We start from the raw sequence: 14,213 nt of genomic DNA, 5'->3' as shown, positions 1-14,213 counted from the left end.
CGCTATCGATCTGACCTGTGGCGCACTCTCCCGCTAATTCCCCTGAATGTCCCTGGATCAGGGGAAGATGAGTAATGTCGTTGACCAGTGTGATGTTTTGCCATGCCCACGATCAACCTGAGCCAAATTGCCCAGCATCTCCAGTCCCAGCACACTACTGCCCAGGATCCGGAGATCAGCGGTGTGGCGGCCATTGACGAAGCCCAACCCGGACAACTGAGCTACATCGAAGGCGAAACCTTCGCCGCTCAGATTGCCACCACCCAGGCCAGCGCCTTGATTTTGCCCATGAATGAGGCCTTGCAGGCGGCTGCCGATGCCCGCCAATTGGCTTGGGTGAGCGTTCCCCAACCCCGTCTTGCCTTTGCCCAGGCGATCGCTCTTTTTTACCAACCCTTCAAGCCCGCCCCTGGCATTCATCCCAGCGCCGTCATTGATCCATCGGTACAGCTCGGAGAGGGGGTGTCCATCGGAGCCCATGTGGTGATTCAGGCTGGCGTGCGTTTGGGAGACGGCGTGTGCATCCATCCCAACGTCGTCGTCTATCCGGGGGTGCAGATTGGCGATCGCTCCCTCCTCCATGCCAACTGCGTCATCCATGAACGCACCATCCTAGGAACCGACTGCGTCATCCATAGCGGTGCCTGCATTGGGGCAGAAGGCTTTGGCTTTGTCCCCACGGCCGAGGGCTGGTTCAAGATGGAGCAGTCGGGGCAGGTGGTCTTGGAAGATGGGGTAGAAATTGGCTGCAACTCGGCGGTCGATCGTCCCGCTGTTGGCGAAACCCGCATCCGCCGCCATACCAAACTCGATAATTTGGTGCATGTGGCCCACGGCTGTCAGATTGGCGAAGCTTGTGCCATGGCGGCCCAAGTGGGTCTAGCGGGCGGCGTCAAGGTGGGCAATCGGGTGATTTTGGCAGGACAGGTGGGCATTGCCAACCAGGTGACCATCGGTGATGGCGCGATCGCCACGGCCCAGACCGGCGTCCACCGCGATGTGGAACCAGGAGCGATCGTCTCCGGCTATCCAGCCATTCCCAACCGTCTCTGGCTCAAAATTTCCGCCGTATACAATCGTCTACCGGACATGTACCAATCCCTACGGGAAATTCGCCGTCAACTCAAGTAGGCAGGCTCTCAATTAGGAATTCCAATCAGGTCAGGAATTCCAATCAGGATATGAGGAGAGAGCCGGGCGCAGTCTGGCATATCTCAACCATGCCGTACCGATCCGACTTCCCCTGCGAAAGCCTCGAACGGCCTCTGCCCCTCTATTTACCGCCGTAGTAAAACGCGATTTCCTTATCCTTGAGCGGCGCAAAATCTGCATCGATTAACTTTTGGTTCAACTCCGCCTGGGGCAGATGTTTCGCACCAATCCGCACAATCCGCGATCGCATCGTATTGCTCACACCACTGCGCTGCCGGTTAGACTCATAGCCCATGACGGTGGTGTAAAGATCTAGCTTCGCCGTGGGGATTGGACTGCCATCAAAATCAATGCCTGCAGCGATCGCTGTATCCACAGCATCGGCACCGGTCGTTTGTTGAAGATCGGAAGACATGGTTCAATTCTGGTTAAGGGTCTATAAACAATGGGTCGGACGCCCGTTAGTGTTTAGCGTAGTCGAAATTGGGGACAGATCAACCCAGCGATCGCCCTCAGATCCACGGTGTGCAGCGGAGATATGCCTATGGCTGAACCTCAACCTCGGGGGCCCATGAATCGAACCCTGGTTCTCACCGAGAGCGATCGCGATCGCCTCCAGCCCCGCCTGCTGGATGCTGCTGCCCTATCGCCTCAAGCCCCCTTGCCCATGGGTACCCTCTGGGGCGATTGCCTCCAGCTCGCCTCCCAGATGCCGCACCAGTCAGTCGATCTACTCATTCTCGACCCGCCCTATAACCTCACCAAAAATTTCCACGGCTACCAGTTCACCCAGCAACGCGTTGAAGACTATACCGCCTGGCTACGACAGGTGGTTTTGGCCTTCATACCCCTGCTGAAGCCAACTGCTAGCCTGTATATCTGCGGCGATTGGCGTTCCTCAACCTCAATTTTTGCTGTCGCCGCCGACTATTTTGTCGTCCGCAATCGCATCACCTGGGAGCGGGAAAAGGGGCGAGGTGCCAAGAAAAATTGGAAAAATGCGAGCGAAGATATTTGGTTTTGCACCGTCAGCGATCGCTACACCTTCTGCGTCGATGCCGTCAAGCTCCGGCGGCGAGTCCTAGCGCCCTACCGCCATGCGGATGGCCAACCCAAAGACTGGCAGGCAACCGACGATGGCAATTTTCGCGATACCCATCCCTCTAATTTTTGGAGCGATATCACCATTCCCTTTTGGTCGATGCCCGAAAATACCGACCATCCCACCCAAAAAAGCGAAAAGCTGATCGCCAAACTGGTGTTAGCGAGTAGCCAACCCGGTCAAGTCATCTTGGATCCATTTGTGGGCAGTGGCACCACCTCGGTGGTCGCCAAAAAATTGGGACGGCAGTATCTGGGCATCGATCGCAATCTAGACTACTGCCTGTTAACCGAACGACGGCTGGAACTAGCCGACCACCACCCCGCCATTCAAGGTTTTACCCACCAAGTCTTCTGGGAACGCAATTCCTCACCGCCACCGGATTGAGCTAACCGGGAGCGATCGCCCCCCTAGCTTCCCTCTAGGAGTTAGCAAGCGTTAGCCTACTCATGGGCGATCGCATTGGGCATCATCGTGCCCGTGAGAATCGCATTGTGAAGATTCACCTGGTTGAGATTAGCGCTAATCAAAATCGCATCGGTGAGGTTCGCTTCACTCAAGTTGGCCCAGCTTAGGGAAGCACGATGCAAATTCGCCCCGGTTAAATCTACCCCGCGCATGGACGTCCAGTTGAGGTTAACACCGCGCATATTAGCCGATCGCAGGACGGTATTCAGCAAGCTCGCGCCCGTAAAGCGCGCCCGACGCAGGTCAGAATCTTCTAAATTGGCCTCATCAAGATTGGCTCCTTGCAGGATGGCATCAATCAGCTTGGCACCTCGGAGAATAGCGCCGGTCAAAATAGCGTTGCTCAAATTAGCAGATTCCAGAATGGCATCCGTGAGGTTTGTGTCAATCAACTTGGTGCGATTGAGGCAAGCATCACGCAGATTAGCGGCTAGCAACGTCGCCTTGTTCAAGCTAGCTTCCCCTAAATTGGCATCTTGTAAAATACTGCGGCTCATATTCACCTGAATCAGGCGTGTGCCTCGCAGTCCAGCACCCGTGAGATTAGCTTCAACCAGTTTGGCTTGGGTGAGGTCTGCACCAATCAGGTTCGTTTCAATCAAATTGGCTTGATTGAGATTTGCCCCAAAAAGATTCACTTCCCGGAGGTTCGCCATGCTGAGATTAGCACCACTCAGGTCTGCTCCGCTGAGATTGGCTCGACGAAGATTAATGCCGCTGAGATCATGCCCCTTCAGGTTTTGACCCACTAAGCTAATTTCGCGAAAATCTCGTTCCCCTGCTGCATACTGGCTCAGCAGTTCATCAACTTGCATGATCCGCTGTCTCTCATAAAGAATATATCTATTGCCTTAACTATCCTTAGGGTGCCCGTTTTCTGACGCTAACTGCCATGGTGGCTACGGCGCAAGCTCGGCCCACGATCGCTCCTTCCATCCAGACCCTCATGCGTGCGATCAAGCACCTTCAGGAATCCGTGTCATGGATGATATCGAGGGCGATCGCCCAAGCCTAAGGACGGGATCGGGCATAGGTGGAGATGATGAGATGATTTACTCACGCTTCCAGCCTTAAGGCTGAGAATCCGGAGGATTTGAGGCATGAGCAAGGCAGATGGTTCATATATGAACTAGATGGTCAAACCATCGATTCTATTGTTCCACCTATCTTGTCTAGGGACTGTATCAGCGATGGAGATGTCTGGTGACCTATATCACTGCTCTGGGGGGATCAAGGCGATCGCTTCCCAGCCCCAACCTCGATCTAGCTGAGAACGTCGCGCAGTGCCGATTGGATATCTGCAAACTGATAGTGAAACCCAGCCGCTTGAGTTCGTTGAGGGAGCACCTGCTGTCCCTCTAAAACCATCTTGGCAGCATCGCCCAAAAGAGCTTCTAGGGCAATCTCTGGCACCGGCAGCCAGGATGGACGGTTGAGCGCCTCGCCCATTACGTGACAAAATTCCGCCATCCGCACCGGGTTGGGAGCAGTGGCATTGAGCACGCCCTCGTAGCCTGGCTGGCTGAGCGATTGGATGATCAGCTCCACAAGGTCATCGCGATGGATCCAAGACACCCACTGCTTACCAGTCCCCAAGGGACCACCCGCAAAGAGGCGAAAGGGGGTAATCATCTTGGCGATCGCTCCTCCCTCTAGCCCAAGCACAATACCCGTGCGCAGAATCACCAACCGCGTGCCGCTTGCTTTGACGCGCATAGCTTCCGCTTCCCAGGCTTGACAGACCTGCGCCAGAAAATCATCCCCCGCGCCGCTGGTTTCATCAAAGCTCGCGGTTTCACTGGTGCCGTAGTAGCCGATGGCAGAACCGCTGACCAACACAGACGGTTTCGGATCCGCCTGGGCGATCGCATCCACCAGCAAACGGGTTGTCAGTTGGCGGCTTTCCACAATCATCCGCTTGCGATCCGGCGTCCAGCGGCTTTCTGCAATGGGCTCACCGGCCAAATTCACCACGCCATCACAACCAGCGATCGCCTGCTGCCACTCGCCGGCCTGGGTTGGTGTGTAGGCAATGTTGGTAACTGTGGGAAAGGATGACGAGGGAAACACCCGATTAGCATGACCTAGGTTGCGGGTGAATACCACGACAGAATGGCCCGCTTGGCTCAGTCGTTCCACCAAACGACTTCCCACAAATCCTGTTGCACCCGTGATGGCAACCTTCATGCACCTACTCCTTATCAATATGGACTGGAAAATCTATCTTTCAGTCTCCCCTATTCAGGGAAAATTCGGGGGATCAACACAATATGGCGACACCAGCCGGGTGACGTAGCCCAACACCTCACCCATTCCCCTTGCCTCCGAAGACAGCGTAACGCATCCAAGCCTCATGAGAGGTGCGTTACGGCTTCGCCTAACGGCACCCTACCAGGCAAGGGTTTTAAACCTTGTGGGCACAGATGTTGAATGGGTGTGTAGCCGGTTGAAGGAACATCTTGATGCTGCTTTAGGTAGGCGGTTCACCATACTCCATGCCATTGGCTGCCGCGTAGGCATCCATAAATCGCTGAAACCGCTCCCAGTGTTCCTCTTGATCTAGCTCAATTTTGCATTCCACCCGCTGAAGATCGTCACCTTCCGGGCCACCAAATACAAATTGAACCGAGGACGGCTCTATGAGGATAGTACCTTCCCCATCCGTTAGCCGCAGCGCCTTAGCAAAACGCTTGCGGTAGCTGTTGAATTGCTCAATGGACTTCAGGCGGGTGAACTGCAGCACCACGATGCGCAGCCCCGATTGGCGATCGCGGCGGAGACTGACGCCACTCAGCTCTTCCGAGATCCCCTCAAAAAATTCGATGGAAGGTGTAGAAGATGTCACCGTCAATACCAAACTCATGTCTCAGTATACAAAAGTGTTGGGGATCACATGGGAACCATCGACGGGACTATCGACAGGATTGCCGATTCATTCAGAGGCGATCGCTCTCTGATCCAAAATCTTCTACAGTAAAAGAGTTCATGTCTGCCAAGCCAGCGATCGCCCGAAGCTCGACTGGTCTTGCCATACATGTGCTGCTCCGCGCTAGCTAGAACAAGCTAGCCTTGGTTCACCCCATCTCTCTGGCTTCATGCTGCAACTGGTTCAGTCATCTCTCTGGCTTCAAATCACCATCGTTCTCCTCTGGCTGGGAGTGGTGGGCATGACCGCCGATACCCTCCATCGCCGCACGCCAGCGGGGCCAGAAATTATCCGCAAGGTTGTTCACATGGGTGTCGGCAACGTGATTCTCCTAGCCTGGTGGTTGGAGATTCCCGCTTGGCTGGGGGTGAGTGCATCTATCTTGTTCAGTGCGATCGCTCTCCTGTCCTACCGATTGCCCATTCTGCCGGTGATCAACACCGTGGGGCGCAAAAGCCTAGGCACCTTCTTCTATGCCATTAGTTTTGCCATCCTGATTGCCTGGTTTTGGGCCCTGCAGATGCCCCAGTATGCTGCTGTGGGGATTTTGATTATGACCTGGGGCGATGGCATGGCAGCCTTGGTCGGTCAACGCTTTGGACGGAATTTGTATAAGCTCTGGGGCATGCAAAAAACCTGGGAAGGCTCCTGCGCCATGGCCATGGTTAGCTATGGTGTGAGTAGCGGTATTTTGTGGGCGGTGCAGGGTAATGTCTGGCAAACTTGGCTGGTGCCGGTGGGCATCGCCCTCGGCGCAACGACCTTAGAAGCTTTTTCAAAGCTGGGCATTGACAATCTCACGGTGCCGGTGGGCAGTGCAGCGATCGCCTTCTGGCTGAACCAGTTGGGGCCAATCTAGGAACGGCCGAGGGAACCGTGTTCCGTACAACAGCAGTCTTGCGCCAGTCTCGGGCAATCTGGAATCTATAGTCATCTAGCATGAGGATTTGCATGGAGATCGGGGTACCTAAGGAAATTAAAGATCAGGAATTTCGCGTGGGGCTCAGTCCCAGCAGCGTCAGAGGGTTGAGCGATCGCGGTCATACGGTCTTTGTCGAAACCCAGGCTGGAGATGGGGCGGGCTTCACGGATGATGATTACCAACAAGCCGGTGCCAAACTGGTGTCTACGGCGCAAGAGGCCTGGTCTCGGCAGCTAGTTGTGAAGGTGAAAGAACCTCGCCCAGCAGAATATGACCTGATGCAGGCCGGTCAGCTCCTGTTCACCTACCTACACCTAGCTGCCGATCGCGGTTTGACAGAACAGCTCATGGCCGCCAAGGTAACAGCGATCGCCTACGAAACGGTGGAAGTGAATCACACCCTGCCGCTGCTGACGCCCATGAGCATCATTGCCGGACGGCTATCGGTGCAGTTTGGGGCCAGGTTCTTGGAAAAGCAGCAGGGCGGCCGCGGCGTCTTGCTGGGGGGCGTGCCGGGGGTGCGGCCAGGACGGGTGGTTATCCTCGGAGGTGGCGTGGTGGGCACCGAAGCCGCCAAGATGGCCATTGGCTTGGGAGCGCAGGTGCAGATCGTGGACATTAACCTAGCGCGGTTGAATGAACTGGAGGAGCTGTTCGGGTCACGGGTGGAGCTTGTGTTTAGCAGCGCGGCCCAGATCGAAGCGATCGTACCTGAGGCCGATCTGCTGATTGGGGCGGTGCTGGTGCCAGGGCGCAAGGCTCCTACCCTTGTACCCCGCGCCTATGTAGAAAAGATGCGACCCGGTTCCGTCATTGTCGATGTAGCGGTGGATCAGGGCGGCTGCATTGAGACCCTGCATCCCACGTCCCATTCCAGCCCCATCTATGTAGATGCAGGGGTGGTGCATTATGGGGTGCCCAATATGCCTGGCGCAGTGCCCTGGACGGCGACCCAAGCGCTGAATAACAGCACCTTTCCCTATGTGATGCAGTTGGCAGACCATGGTACGGCGGCGCTGGAGCGGGATGGGAATTTGGGTAAGGGGCTGAATGTCACAGAAGGTGCGTTGATCCATCCGGCGGTGAAGCAGGTGTTTCCTGATTTGTAGCCGCCTGTAGGATTTGACCGCAGTTGATGACGTTATGGATAAAAAACCCCAGCGATGGCTAGGATGCGCTTAGCGTAACGCATCTATGCCTTACAAGACCGTGCGTTACGGCTGCGCCAGCACCGCGATACGCGAGTGGGACTGTTCGAGCTGGTTGCGGCTGGTTGCGCCCATCTCCCTTCAACCCACGGGCCACTATCCGTCGTTGAGAGGCTGGAGTACAGGCGATCGCTGCCGTTGCCGAGCTGCATCGACGGCCTGCTGTTGGTCACGACGGGAAATCCAGCGGTGGTAGGTGCGGGTGTGGATGGCGACGGAATGCCCCATCATCCGCGCTGCTACCGTATCGGGTAAGCCGAAGTGAATGGTGCGCACGGCCCAGGCATGGCGCAGGTCGTAGGGCGAAAAGGGTAGGCCATAGCGACGAAACTGAGCACTGACCCGCTGCCCCACCCGCTGCAGGGTGGTTTTGTCTAAATCTGTTTGCAGCTTGGGAAGCTGAATATGGCGCAGGGAGAAGTGATCAACCCACTCAGGATAAAAGGGCCAGACTTCATGGTGCCCAGTTTTGGTCGGCTCTAGCACTTCGACGATCGCGTCCCCATGGGTCTGCTGCAAAGCGCTGTAGTCGCAGTAAAACACCTCATGATTGCGCAATCCGTAGGTGGCCATGACACCGAAGACAAACCGCCAGGCCGGGTTGGGAATCATGGCATAGGCGTTGAGGATGTCCGTATCGCTAGGTAGACGGCGGGGCTGCAGGGTGGCGGCGTTGTAGGTGCCCCACCATTGCTTGAGGTCGAAGGGTAGATCGAGATCTAGAAAGGTCACAAAGCTTTGCAGGGCAGTGCAGCACACCTGCCGTCCGCGGCTATCCTCGGGAATAGCCTTGATCGTGGCTTGGATGGCTTCGGCAAGGTTGAGGGATGGCGTGGTGCGGGCGATCGCTTCCAGCTTACGCAGGTAGGGTGCATAGGCGGTCTGCCAGGTGGTGCGGGCTGAGGCGGGGCGCGATCGCTGCTGGTCAAAAAAGGCCTGTTGAAAGGCGTCTATCTTCTCAGCTAAGTCCATTTGGCTGAGGCGCTTACCGCCACCCATGGGTAAGTAGGCTTGCCAGCTAAAGGTTTGCTGCAGCAACTGCCCGGCAATAATTTTGGCCTGTTGCTCGGCTTGCTTCAGTCCGCCAGGCGTGGCCGGCAGGTTCAGACTGAGGCGCTGTTGATAGGGTCGGAGGCGATCGCTGCCGGGGCGGGGCGGCAGGGTGCCCCGGAGGCTCAGCTTATGGCCCCGTTGTTCGATGCTTACCCCAAGCTGCGCTGCTTTGAGGCGTTGATTGAGGATAACTAACCGTTCGTCGATAGAAGCCGGGTCAGCCATAGGACAGGCGATCGGGTGTACTCCGCCATGATACAAGACTCCGACCGGTGCTGGTTTCACGAGACCAACCGGATTTTAGGTTCAAGTCGTAGAAGAATACAACGCACCTTTTTCGGAACTGGCCATGCTGAAACCTTGTCATTCAGTCGCTGCGCTCACCCCGATGCTCGTCTTGGCAGGCGGTTTGACCCAAAAGGCCGAGGCCGTGGATCTGTCCCAGGATTTGCAATTGCGGCAGCTCCATAGCAACCTACAAGCCTCTGTCTGCCGCAATGACTGGGATAGCGCCCTCGCCGCCATCAGTCCGCTGATGGTTACGCCGGGCATTCCCACCCAATATCAAGAGCAACTGGTTTATTTTCGCCATCAGGTGGAAAACTGGCGGGCCACCCAAGCCCAATTTGTGAATACACCCAACTGTGGTGGCTCCAGCGTGTCCACCTCCTTTAGCGCCTCATCATCAGCGCAGACCTTTGAGCGTCCGACAGAAAATGTTCGCACCCAGCAGCTTTACGCCAGCCTGCGCGGTGCCGTTTGTCAAAATGACTGGGATCTGGCCCTAGCCTACGTTGGCCCACTCATGGCCTCCGGGGTTTCTCCCAGCTATCGGGAATATTTGGTATCCCTACGGCAACAGCTTCAAGACTGGCGGGCTGCCCAAACTCGCCTAGCCACCACCCCCGGCTGCAGCGGCGCGATCGCCCAAGATCCCCAAGCGACCGATCCCCCCCACATAGCCGTGGACTCCTTCGCCCAACCCGAAGCGATCGCTGCTCCACAGTTCTCCTAGCCGGTGTGCAACCCCAACAAAAAACTCCCTCGCATCAGCAAGGGAGTCTGGGTTTAACGCTAGTCCGCCGTTCTTGGCAGCGGGGTTTCAAGGATCGTATACCTCCAGCCGCCTCTGGGCTGTGGGCAATGCCCCATAGGTTCGGGCTGAGCCTGTCGAAGCCTAGCGATCAAAACAGGTCTAGCACCTGAATCAGGACATGGGCATCAATTGGCGAAGTCCGTAGGGCCGCTGTAACCAGAAAGCTGAGCCAGCTCCTGAAGCGATCGCGTCCCTGGATAATACTGTCCATTGATCTCCCAGGTGGGGAACCCTGTGACTTGGTCGGATAGTGACTGACAGAGATCCGTCTGCGGATTTTGTCCATCCGGCGCACATTCCACATAGGGAAATTCCTTGGCGGCTGGCAGACCAAACAGTTGTTTTTGGTCATGGCAGTGGGGACACCAATAGGCCCCATACATCTTGGCTCCAATGCTGCTGAGGTGCGCGGCTAGGGCAAGCTCCGCATCCCCCGAGGTGGTCGTCACCCGTGGGCCGGCTTCTCCCGGAACGTCGTTCTCGGCAGCCGGCGCATTCACACCGGCATAGACGCCCAAGGTGCCAATCAAGGTCACCATGGCCACGATAATGCCAATAAAAATCAGCTTGCCCGCGTCATCCCAAGCCCGTCCCAAGAGGGTCAAGACCAGGAAACTGAGGCTGAAGGTCGCAGAGCTGATGCAGTAGACACAAACCGTTTGCAGCTCAAACGCCAAGACATACATCAAATAACCGCTGAAGATGGTCATGGCGGTCGCTCCCATGAACAGGAGTGGCCATGTCCAGCCTTCTAGCTTCATGCGCAGGTCTTTATTGGTCTCTGGATTCACCAAGGTGGGGGCGATCGCCATAGCTCCCATACTGAGATAGGCCAAGAGCCCAAAGATCGTTAGCGGAATGCCAAACACCTCGGCATAGGGGCTGGATAAGACTTGGGTACAGCCCTCCGTAGGACAGGCCGCTGTCCCGCCAGTTAATTTTTCATAGGTCAACCACCCGGTCACGATCGCGCCCACGCAGGCGATCGCTGTGATAATATACCGCGACCAACGATGGAGCCAGGGTGTTCTTCGAGATCGACGGCTCATAAACCCTCCCTTTGACAAACACTTGTACAATACTAGTCTGCGAGCGCAGATCAGGATCTGGGCAGTCAGCGAGGGCGATCGCTGCTGCAAGACCAACCATTCGTAGTGTACCCTTCACGCCCAGAATCTTGGACAGCCCAAACTTAAGTGACTAGCTTCGTGACAGACCTTGGCTAGGCAGCCATGATGGTAACGAAACCATAGCCACGAGAACGAGTTCCCTAGGAAGATACGGCTACGGACGAGTTCATGGAGAGGGGAGCATTCGCAGACTTAGACTTGTCTGCCAAGCCACGATGCATGGCTTCCGCAAACTGGCTCACCCGAATTGGATCGATGGGTTGCTCGATGCGTCCCCGCCGTTTCAAAGAGCTGGAGACAATCACCCCATCCGCGGCTTGGATGAGTTTAGGGATATTGTCCCAAGTCGCACCGCTGCCAATAAACACGGGTGTACCCCCAGCGGCAGCGCTGGCTAGCTCCAGATCTTCTAAGGTCGGCGGGCTGCCGGTGGCCCAGCCTGAAAGGATAACACCATCGGCTAGGCCCCGCTCGATGGTTTCCTGCACGGCGGTAGTCAAATTCGGTGAACCTAGGGGGCGAGCATGTTTCACCAACACATCGGCAAAGATGCTGACGTCACTGCCCAACTCTCGGCGGTAGCGCAAAAGCTGATGGGCCTGTCCTTCAATCAGCCCTTGATCGGTGGCCATAACCCCCGTGAGCACGTTCACCCGGATGAACTGGGCCCGCACACAGGTGGCGATCGCCATGGCACTTTGGGCATCGTTGCGCAGCACATTGACCCCGATGGGTAGGGTCACCAAATGCTTGAGGCGTTGCACCACCAAACTCATGGCGCTGACCACCGCTGGATCCACAGCTTCCTTGGTAAACGGCGCGTCAAAAAAGTTTTCGACAATGATACCGTCTACGCCTCCAGAGGAGAGGGCGGCGGCTTCCTGTTCGGCTCGGTCAATCACGGTCTGGAGGTTGCCCCCCCAACGGGGAGACGTCGGCAAGGGCAAGAGGTGAATGACCCCAATAATCGGGTTAGCAGTTTTGAAGATTTTTTTTAAGTCCACGGGTCTGAACTACTCGGACTCGATAACAAACTAGGGATGAGCATGGGATGGGGTCGCCGAACGGTGAATCACCTAGTCTCCAACCTCAGTGCGATCGCATTGAGTCAGAACTAGGCGAGGGGCTAGACAGTAACCCTACCAAACCAGAGGCCCATAGCCAACAAATTATAGGACTGTCTAGGGTAGGTCAGGAGGACAGTAACCTCGGGAAAATGCCCCGATGCTCTATCCCTAGGGCTGAATAAAAGGTCAACCGATACAAAACCGCCATGCCGCCAAGAAGCTTATGGAACGGCATTATCAGCCCGTATCATGCCCTAACAACCAGCCTTGATTGGGTGTAGAGGAGGCGATCGCTCCTAGAAATAACTTTAGCAGCAATGGGTCTTCCCCGCGCCGACCTATCGTGGGCTTCCTAGATCCAAATGGTCAACCTTTCTTCACCTTTCTATGGGACTTTGGGCTAAATTGTGTAGTTATGTTGTGCTGTTTTGCGTTACTATAGCGATCGCTGCCCAGTGCAGCACAATCGATTGCGGCTGAAGGGCTTCAGATTTTAGGATAAAATGCCTACAATCCACCCGTGCGATGAGGTTCAGGCTTTAGGCAGGAACGACGAGCAGCTTGCGATCGAGGCATGTACTGTAAGCTAGTCGTCCTGATAACCCTACTGATCGAAAGCCATGCGTCCTCATCAACAAGGTTGCCGTGGTTTTCAAGAGTCGCATCATCCCGTCTCTGATCAGTGTTATTTTCCTTGAGCCAGACTTTAGAAGAACCCTATGGGCAATTCGCCAACCATCGCTGTATCACATCTAGGCTGTGAAAAGAATCGGGTTGATACCGAGCATATGCTGGGTCTCCTCGTTCAAGCCGGATACCATGTTGATAGTGATGAGCGCCTCGCAGATTACGTCATTGTCAACACATGTAGTTTCATTCAGGCTGCCCGAGAAGAATCGGTGCGCACCCTCGTTGAGCTAGCGGAAGCCAACAAAAAAATTGTGATTACGGGCTGCATGGCCCAACATTTTCAGCAAGAGTTGCTGGATGAAATTCCCGAGGCCGTTGCGGTGGTGGGAACCGGTGATTACAACAAAATTGTAGACGTGGTGCGCCGGGCAGAAGCCGGGGAGCGCGTGCAGGAAGTCTCGTCAGAGCCGACCTACATTGCCGATGAAACGGTTCCTCGCTATCGCACCACCACTGAAAGCATGGCCTACCTGCGGGTGGCCGAAGGGTGTGACTACCGCTGCGCCTTCTGTATTATTCCCCATCTACGGGGCAATCAGCGATCGCGCTCCATTGAGTCGATCGTGGCAGAAGCCAACCAGCTTGCCTCGGAAGGGGTGCAGGAGATTATTCTCATCTCCCAAATCACCACCAACTACGGCATGGATCTCTATGGAGAGCCCAAGCTGGCTGAGTTGCTGCAGGCCTTGGGAGAGGTTGAGGTACCTTGGATTCGCATGCACTACGCTTACCCCACGGGCTTAACGCCCAAGGTAATCGAAGCCATTCGCAATACCCCCAATGTATTGCCCTACCTAGATTTGCCCTTGCAGCACTCCCACCCCGAGGTGCTGCGCGCCATGAACCGTCCATGGCAGGGGCAGGTGAACGATCGCATCATTGAGCGGATTAAAGCCGCTCTCCCCGAGGCCGTTCTGAGAACCACCTTTATTGTGGGTTTTCCGGGCGAGACGGATGAACATTTTGAGCACCTCTGCCAATTTGTTCAGCGCCATGAGTTTGATCACGTGGGTGTGTTTACCTTTTCCCCCGAAGAAGGAACTCCAGCCTACGATCTGCCCAATCCATTGCCCCAAGCGGTGATGGATGCTCGGCGCGATCGCTTAATGCAGCTTCAGCAGCCGATTTCGCTCCGGCGCAACCAGGCTGAAGTTGGACGCGTTGTGGATGTCTTGATTGAGCAAGAACATCCTGAGACCGGTGAGTTAATTGGGCGATCGCCCCGCTTTTCTGCAGATGTGGACGGGCTGGTCTACGTTCAGGGCACGGCTCGCCTAGGGACAATGGTTCCGGTTGAAATCACATCAGCCGATGTCTATGACCTCTATGGTCAGATTGCGGATTCCAAGACGCAGTTAAGAGGCGCGCTCAGTCGTGTCTCTGTTTAAACAGATTAATA

At 55.8% G+C, this 14,213-nt stretch carries 14 protein-coding genes; 7 read left to right on the top strand and 7 right to left on the bottom strand.

Going from position 1 to position 14,213, the window contains the following annotated elements:
• Positions 1–102 precede the first annotated feature (102 nt).
• Positions 103–1,131, top strand: a complete 1,029-nt coding sequence (gene lpxD / locus JUJ53_RS11150; RefSeq protein WP_204152089.1) for a UDP-3-O-(3-hydroxymyristoyl)glucosamine N-acyltransferase — start codon at positions 103–105, stop codon at positions 1,129–1,131.
• Positions 1,132–1,273: 142 nt separating this feature from the next.
• Here the strand turns inward: lpxD and JUJ53_RS11145 are convergent, their stop codons facing one another.
• Positions 1,274–1,567: a DUF4090 family protein gene (locus JUJ53_RS11145; protein WP_204152088.1), complete on the bottom strand. Its 294-nt coding sequence runs from the start codon at positions 1,565–1,567 to the stop codon at positions 1,274–1,276.
• Between the two features lie 129 nt (positions 1,568–1,696).
• Between JUJ53_RS11145 and JUJ53_RS11140 the strand changes: the two genes are divergently transcribed.
• Positions 1,697–2,641 (top strand): DNA methyltransferase, encoded by a 945-nt coding sequence (locus tag JUJ53_RS11140; RefSeq protein WP_343327936.1) that lies wholly within the window; start codon positions 1,697–1,699, stop codon positions 2,639–2,641.
• A 56-nt stretch (positions 2,642–2,697) separates the two neighbouring features.
• On the opposite strand, the gene JUJ53_RS11135 is transcribed toward JUJ53_RS11140, so the two are convergent.
• Positions 2,698–3,537, bottom strand: a complete 840-nt coding sequence (locus JUJ53_RS11135) for a pentapeptide repeat-containing protein (RefSeq protein WP_204152086.1) — start codon at positions 3,535–3,537, stop codon at positions 2,698–2,700.
• A 77-nt stretch (positions 3,538–3,614) separates the two neighbouring features.
• On the opposite strand from JUJ53_RS11135, the gene JUJ53_RS25085 reads away from it, so the two are divergent.
• On the top strand, positions 3,615–3,737 hold the full coding sequence (locus JUJ53_RS25085; protein ID WP_275415757.1) for a hypothetical protein: 123 nt from the start codon (positions 3,615–3,617) through the stop codon (positions 3,735–3,737).
• Positions 3,738–3,985: 248 nt separating this feature from the next.
• On the opposite strand, the gene JUJ53_RS11130 is transcribed toward JUJ53_RS25085, so the two are convergent.
• Both JUJ53_RS11130 and psb28 read right to left on the bottom strand, forming a co-directional pair.
• The gene (locus JUJ53_RS11130; protein WP_204152085.1) at positions 3,986–4,909 is read right to left on the bottom strand and encodes a TIGR01777 family oxidoreductase; all 924 of its coding nucleotides are present in this window, start codon (positions 4,907–4,909) and stop codon (positions 3,986–3,988) included.
• Positions 4,910–5,192: 283 nt separating this feature from the next.
• Positions 5,193–5,567: a photosystem II reaction center protein Psb28 gene (psb28, locus tag JUJ53_RS11125; protein ID WP_204152172.1), complete on the bottom strand. Its 375-nt coding sequence runs from the start codon at positions 5,565–5,567 to the stop codon at positions 5,193–5,195.
• Between the two features lie 250 nt (positions 5,568–5,817).
• On the opposite strand from psb28, the gene JUJ53_RS11120 reads away from it, so the two are divergent.
• Both JUJ53_RS11120 and ald read left to right on the top strand, forming a co-directional pair.
• On the top strand, positions 5,818–6,507 hold the full coding sequence (locus JUJ53_RS11120; protein WP_204152084.1) for a diacylglycerol/polyprenol kinase family protein: 690 nt from the start codon (positions 5,818–5,820) through the stop codon (positions 6,505–6,507).
• A 92-nt stretch (positions 6,508–6,599) separates the two neighbouring features.
• The gene (ald, locus tag JUJ53_RS11115; RefSeq protein ID WP_204152083.1) at positions 6,600–7,679 is read left to right on the top strand and encodes an alanine dehydrogenase; all 1,080 of its coding nucleotides are present in this window, start codon (positions 6,600–6,602) and stop codon (positions 7,677–7,679) included.
• 195 nt (positions 7,680–7,874) lie between these two features.
• Here ald and JUJ53_RS11110 read toward each other — a convergent pair whose 3' ends face one another.
• On the bottom strand, positions 7,875–9,056 hold the full coding sequence (locus JUJ53_RS11110) for a site-specific integrase (protein WP_204152082.1): 1,182 nt from the start codon (positions 9,054–9,056) through the stop codon (positions 7,875–7,877).
• 124 nt (positions 9,057–9,180) lie between these two features.
• Between JUJ53_RS11110 and JUJ53_RS11105 the strand changes: the two genes are divergently transcribed.
• Positions 9,181–9,846 (top strand): hypothetical protein, encoded by a 666-nt coding sequence (locus JUJ53_RS11105; RefSeq protein WP_204152081.1) that lies wholly within the window; start codon positions 9,181–9,183, stop codon positions 9,844–9,846.
• A 206-nt stretch (positions 9,847–10,052) separates the two neighbouring features.
• Here JUJ53_RS11105 and JUJ53_RS11100 read toward each other — a convergent pair whose 3' ends face one another.
• Positions 10,053–10,976 (bottom strand): vitamin K epoxide reductase family protein, encoded by a 924-nt coding sequence (locus JUJ53_RS11100; RefSeq protein WP_204152080.1) that lies wholly within the window; start codon positions 10,974–10,976, stop codon positions 10,053–10,055.
• A 221-nt stretch (positions 10,977–11,197) separates the two neighbouring features.
• Positions 11,198–12,061 carry a photosystem I biogenesis protein BtpA gene (locus tag JUJ53_RS11095; RefSeq protein ID WP_204152079.1) on the bottom strand — a complete coding sequence of 288 codons (864 nt, stop codon included), beginning with the start codon at positions 12,059–12,061 and terminating at the stop codon, positions 11,198–11,200.
• Between the two features lie 782 nt (positions 12,062–12,843).
• Between JUJ53_RS11095 and rimO the strand changes: the two genes are divergently transcribed.
• Positions 12,844–14,202, top strand: coding sequence for a 30S ribosomal protein S12 methylthiotransferase RimO (gene rimO, locus JUJ53_RS11090; protein ID WP_204152078.1), 1,359 nt, complete (start codon positions 12,844–12,846; stop codon positions 14,200–14,202).
• The last annotated feature ends 11 nt before the right edge of the window (positions 14,203–14,213 follow it).

It is taken from the genome of Leptolyngbya sp. CCY15150 (genome assembly GCF_016888135.1).
Taxonomy (GTDB): Bacteria; Cyanobacteriota; Cyanobacteriia; order RECH01; family RECH01; genus RECH01.
Note: the sequence above shows the minus strand (reverse complement) of the source record. Positions and strands in the feature narration are given on the sequence as shown.

What these genes read in the sequence shown, in the direction of transcription:
- rimO (WP_204152078.1), top strand. Translation starts at nt 12,844, where the DNA reads ATGGGCAATTCGCCAACCATCGCTGTATCACATCTAGGCTGTGAAAAG.
- JUJ53_RS11145 (WP_204152088.1), bottom strand. Translation starts at nt 1,567, where the DNA reads ATGTCTTCCGATCTTCAACAAACGACCGGTGCCGATGCTGTGGATACA.
- JUJ53_RS11120 (WP_204152084.1), top strand. Translation starts at nt 5,818, where the DNA reads ATGCTGCAACTGGTTCAGTCATCTCTCTGGCTTCAAATCACCATCGTT.
- JUJ53_RS11100 (WP_204152080.1), bottom strand. Translation starts at nt 10,976, where the DNA reads ATGAGCCGTCGATCTCGAAGAACACCCTGGCTCCATCGTTGGTCGCGG.
- lpxD (WP_204152089.1), top strand. Translation starts at nt 103, where the DNA reads ATGCCCACGATCAACCTGAGCCAAATTGCCCAGCATCTCCAGTCCCAG.
- JUJ53_RS11105 (WP_204152081.1), top strand. Translation starts at nt 9,181, where the DNA reads ATGCTGAAACCTTGTCATTCAGTCGCTGCGCTCACCCCGATGCTCGTC.
- JUJ53_RS25085 (WP_275415757.1), top strand. Translation starts at nt 3,615, where the DNA reads ATGGTGGCTACGGCGCAAGCTCGGCCCACGATCGCTCCTTCCATCCAG.
- JUJ53_RS11140 (WP_343327936.1), top strand. Translation starts at nt 1,697, where the DNA reads ATGGCTGAACCTCAACCTCGGGGGCCCATGAATCGAACCCTGGTTCTC.
- JUJ53_RS11130 (WP_204152085.1), bottom strand. Translation starts at nt 4,909, where the DNA reads ATGAAGGTTGCCATCACGGGTGCAACAGGATTTGTGGGAAGTCGTTTG.
- JUJ53_RS11110 (WP_204152082.1), bottom strand. Translation starts at nt 9,056, where the DNA reads ATGGCTGACCCGGCTTCTATCGACGAACGGTTAGTTATCCTCAATCAA.
- ald (WP_204152083.1), top strand. Translation starts at nt 6,600, where the DNA reads ATGGAGATCGGGGTACCTAAGGAAATTAAAGATCAGGAATTTCGCGTG.
- JUJ53_RS11135 (WP_204152086.1), bottom strand. Translation starts at nt 3,537, where the DNA reads ATGCAAGTTGATGAACTGCTGAGCCAGTATGCAGCAGGGGAACGAGAT.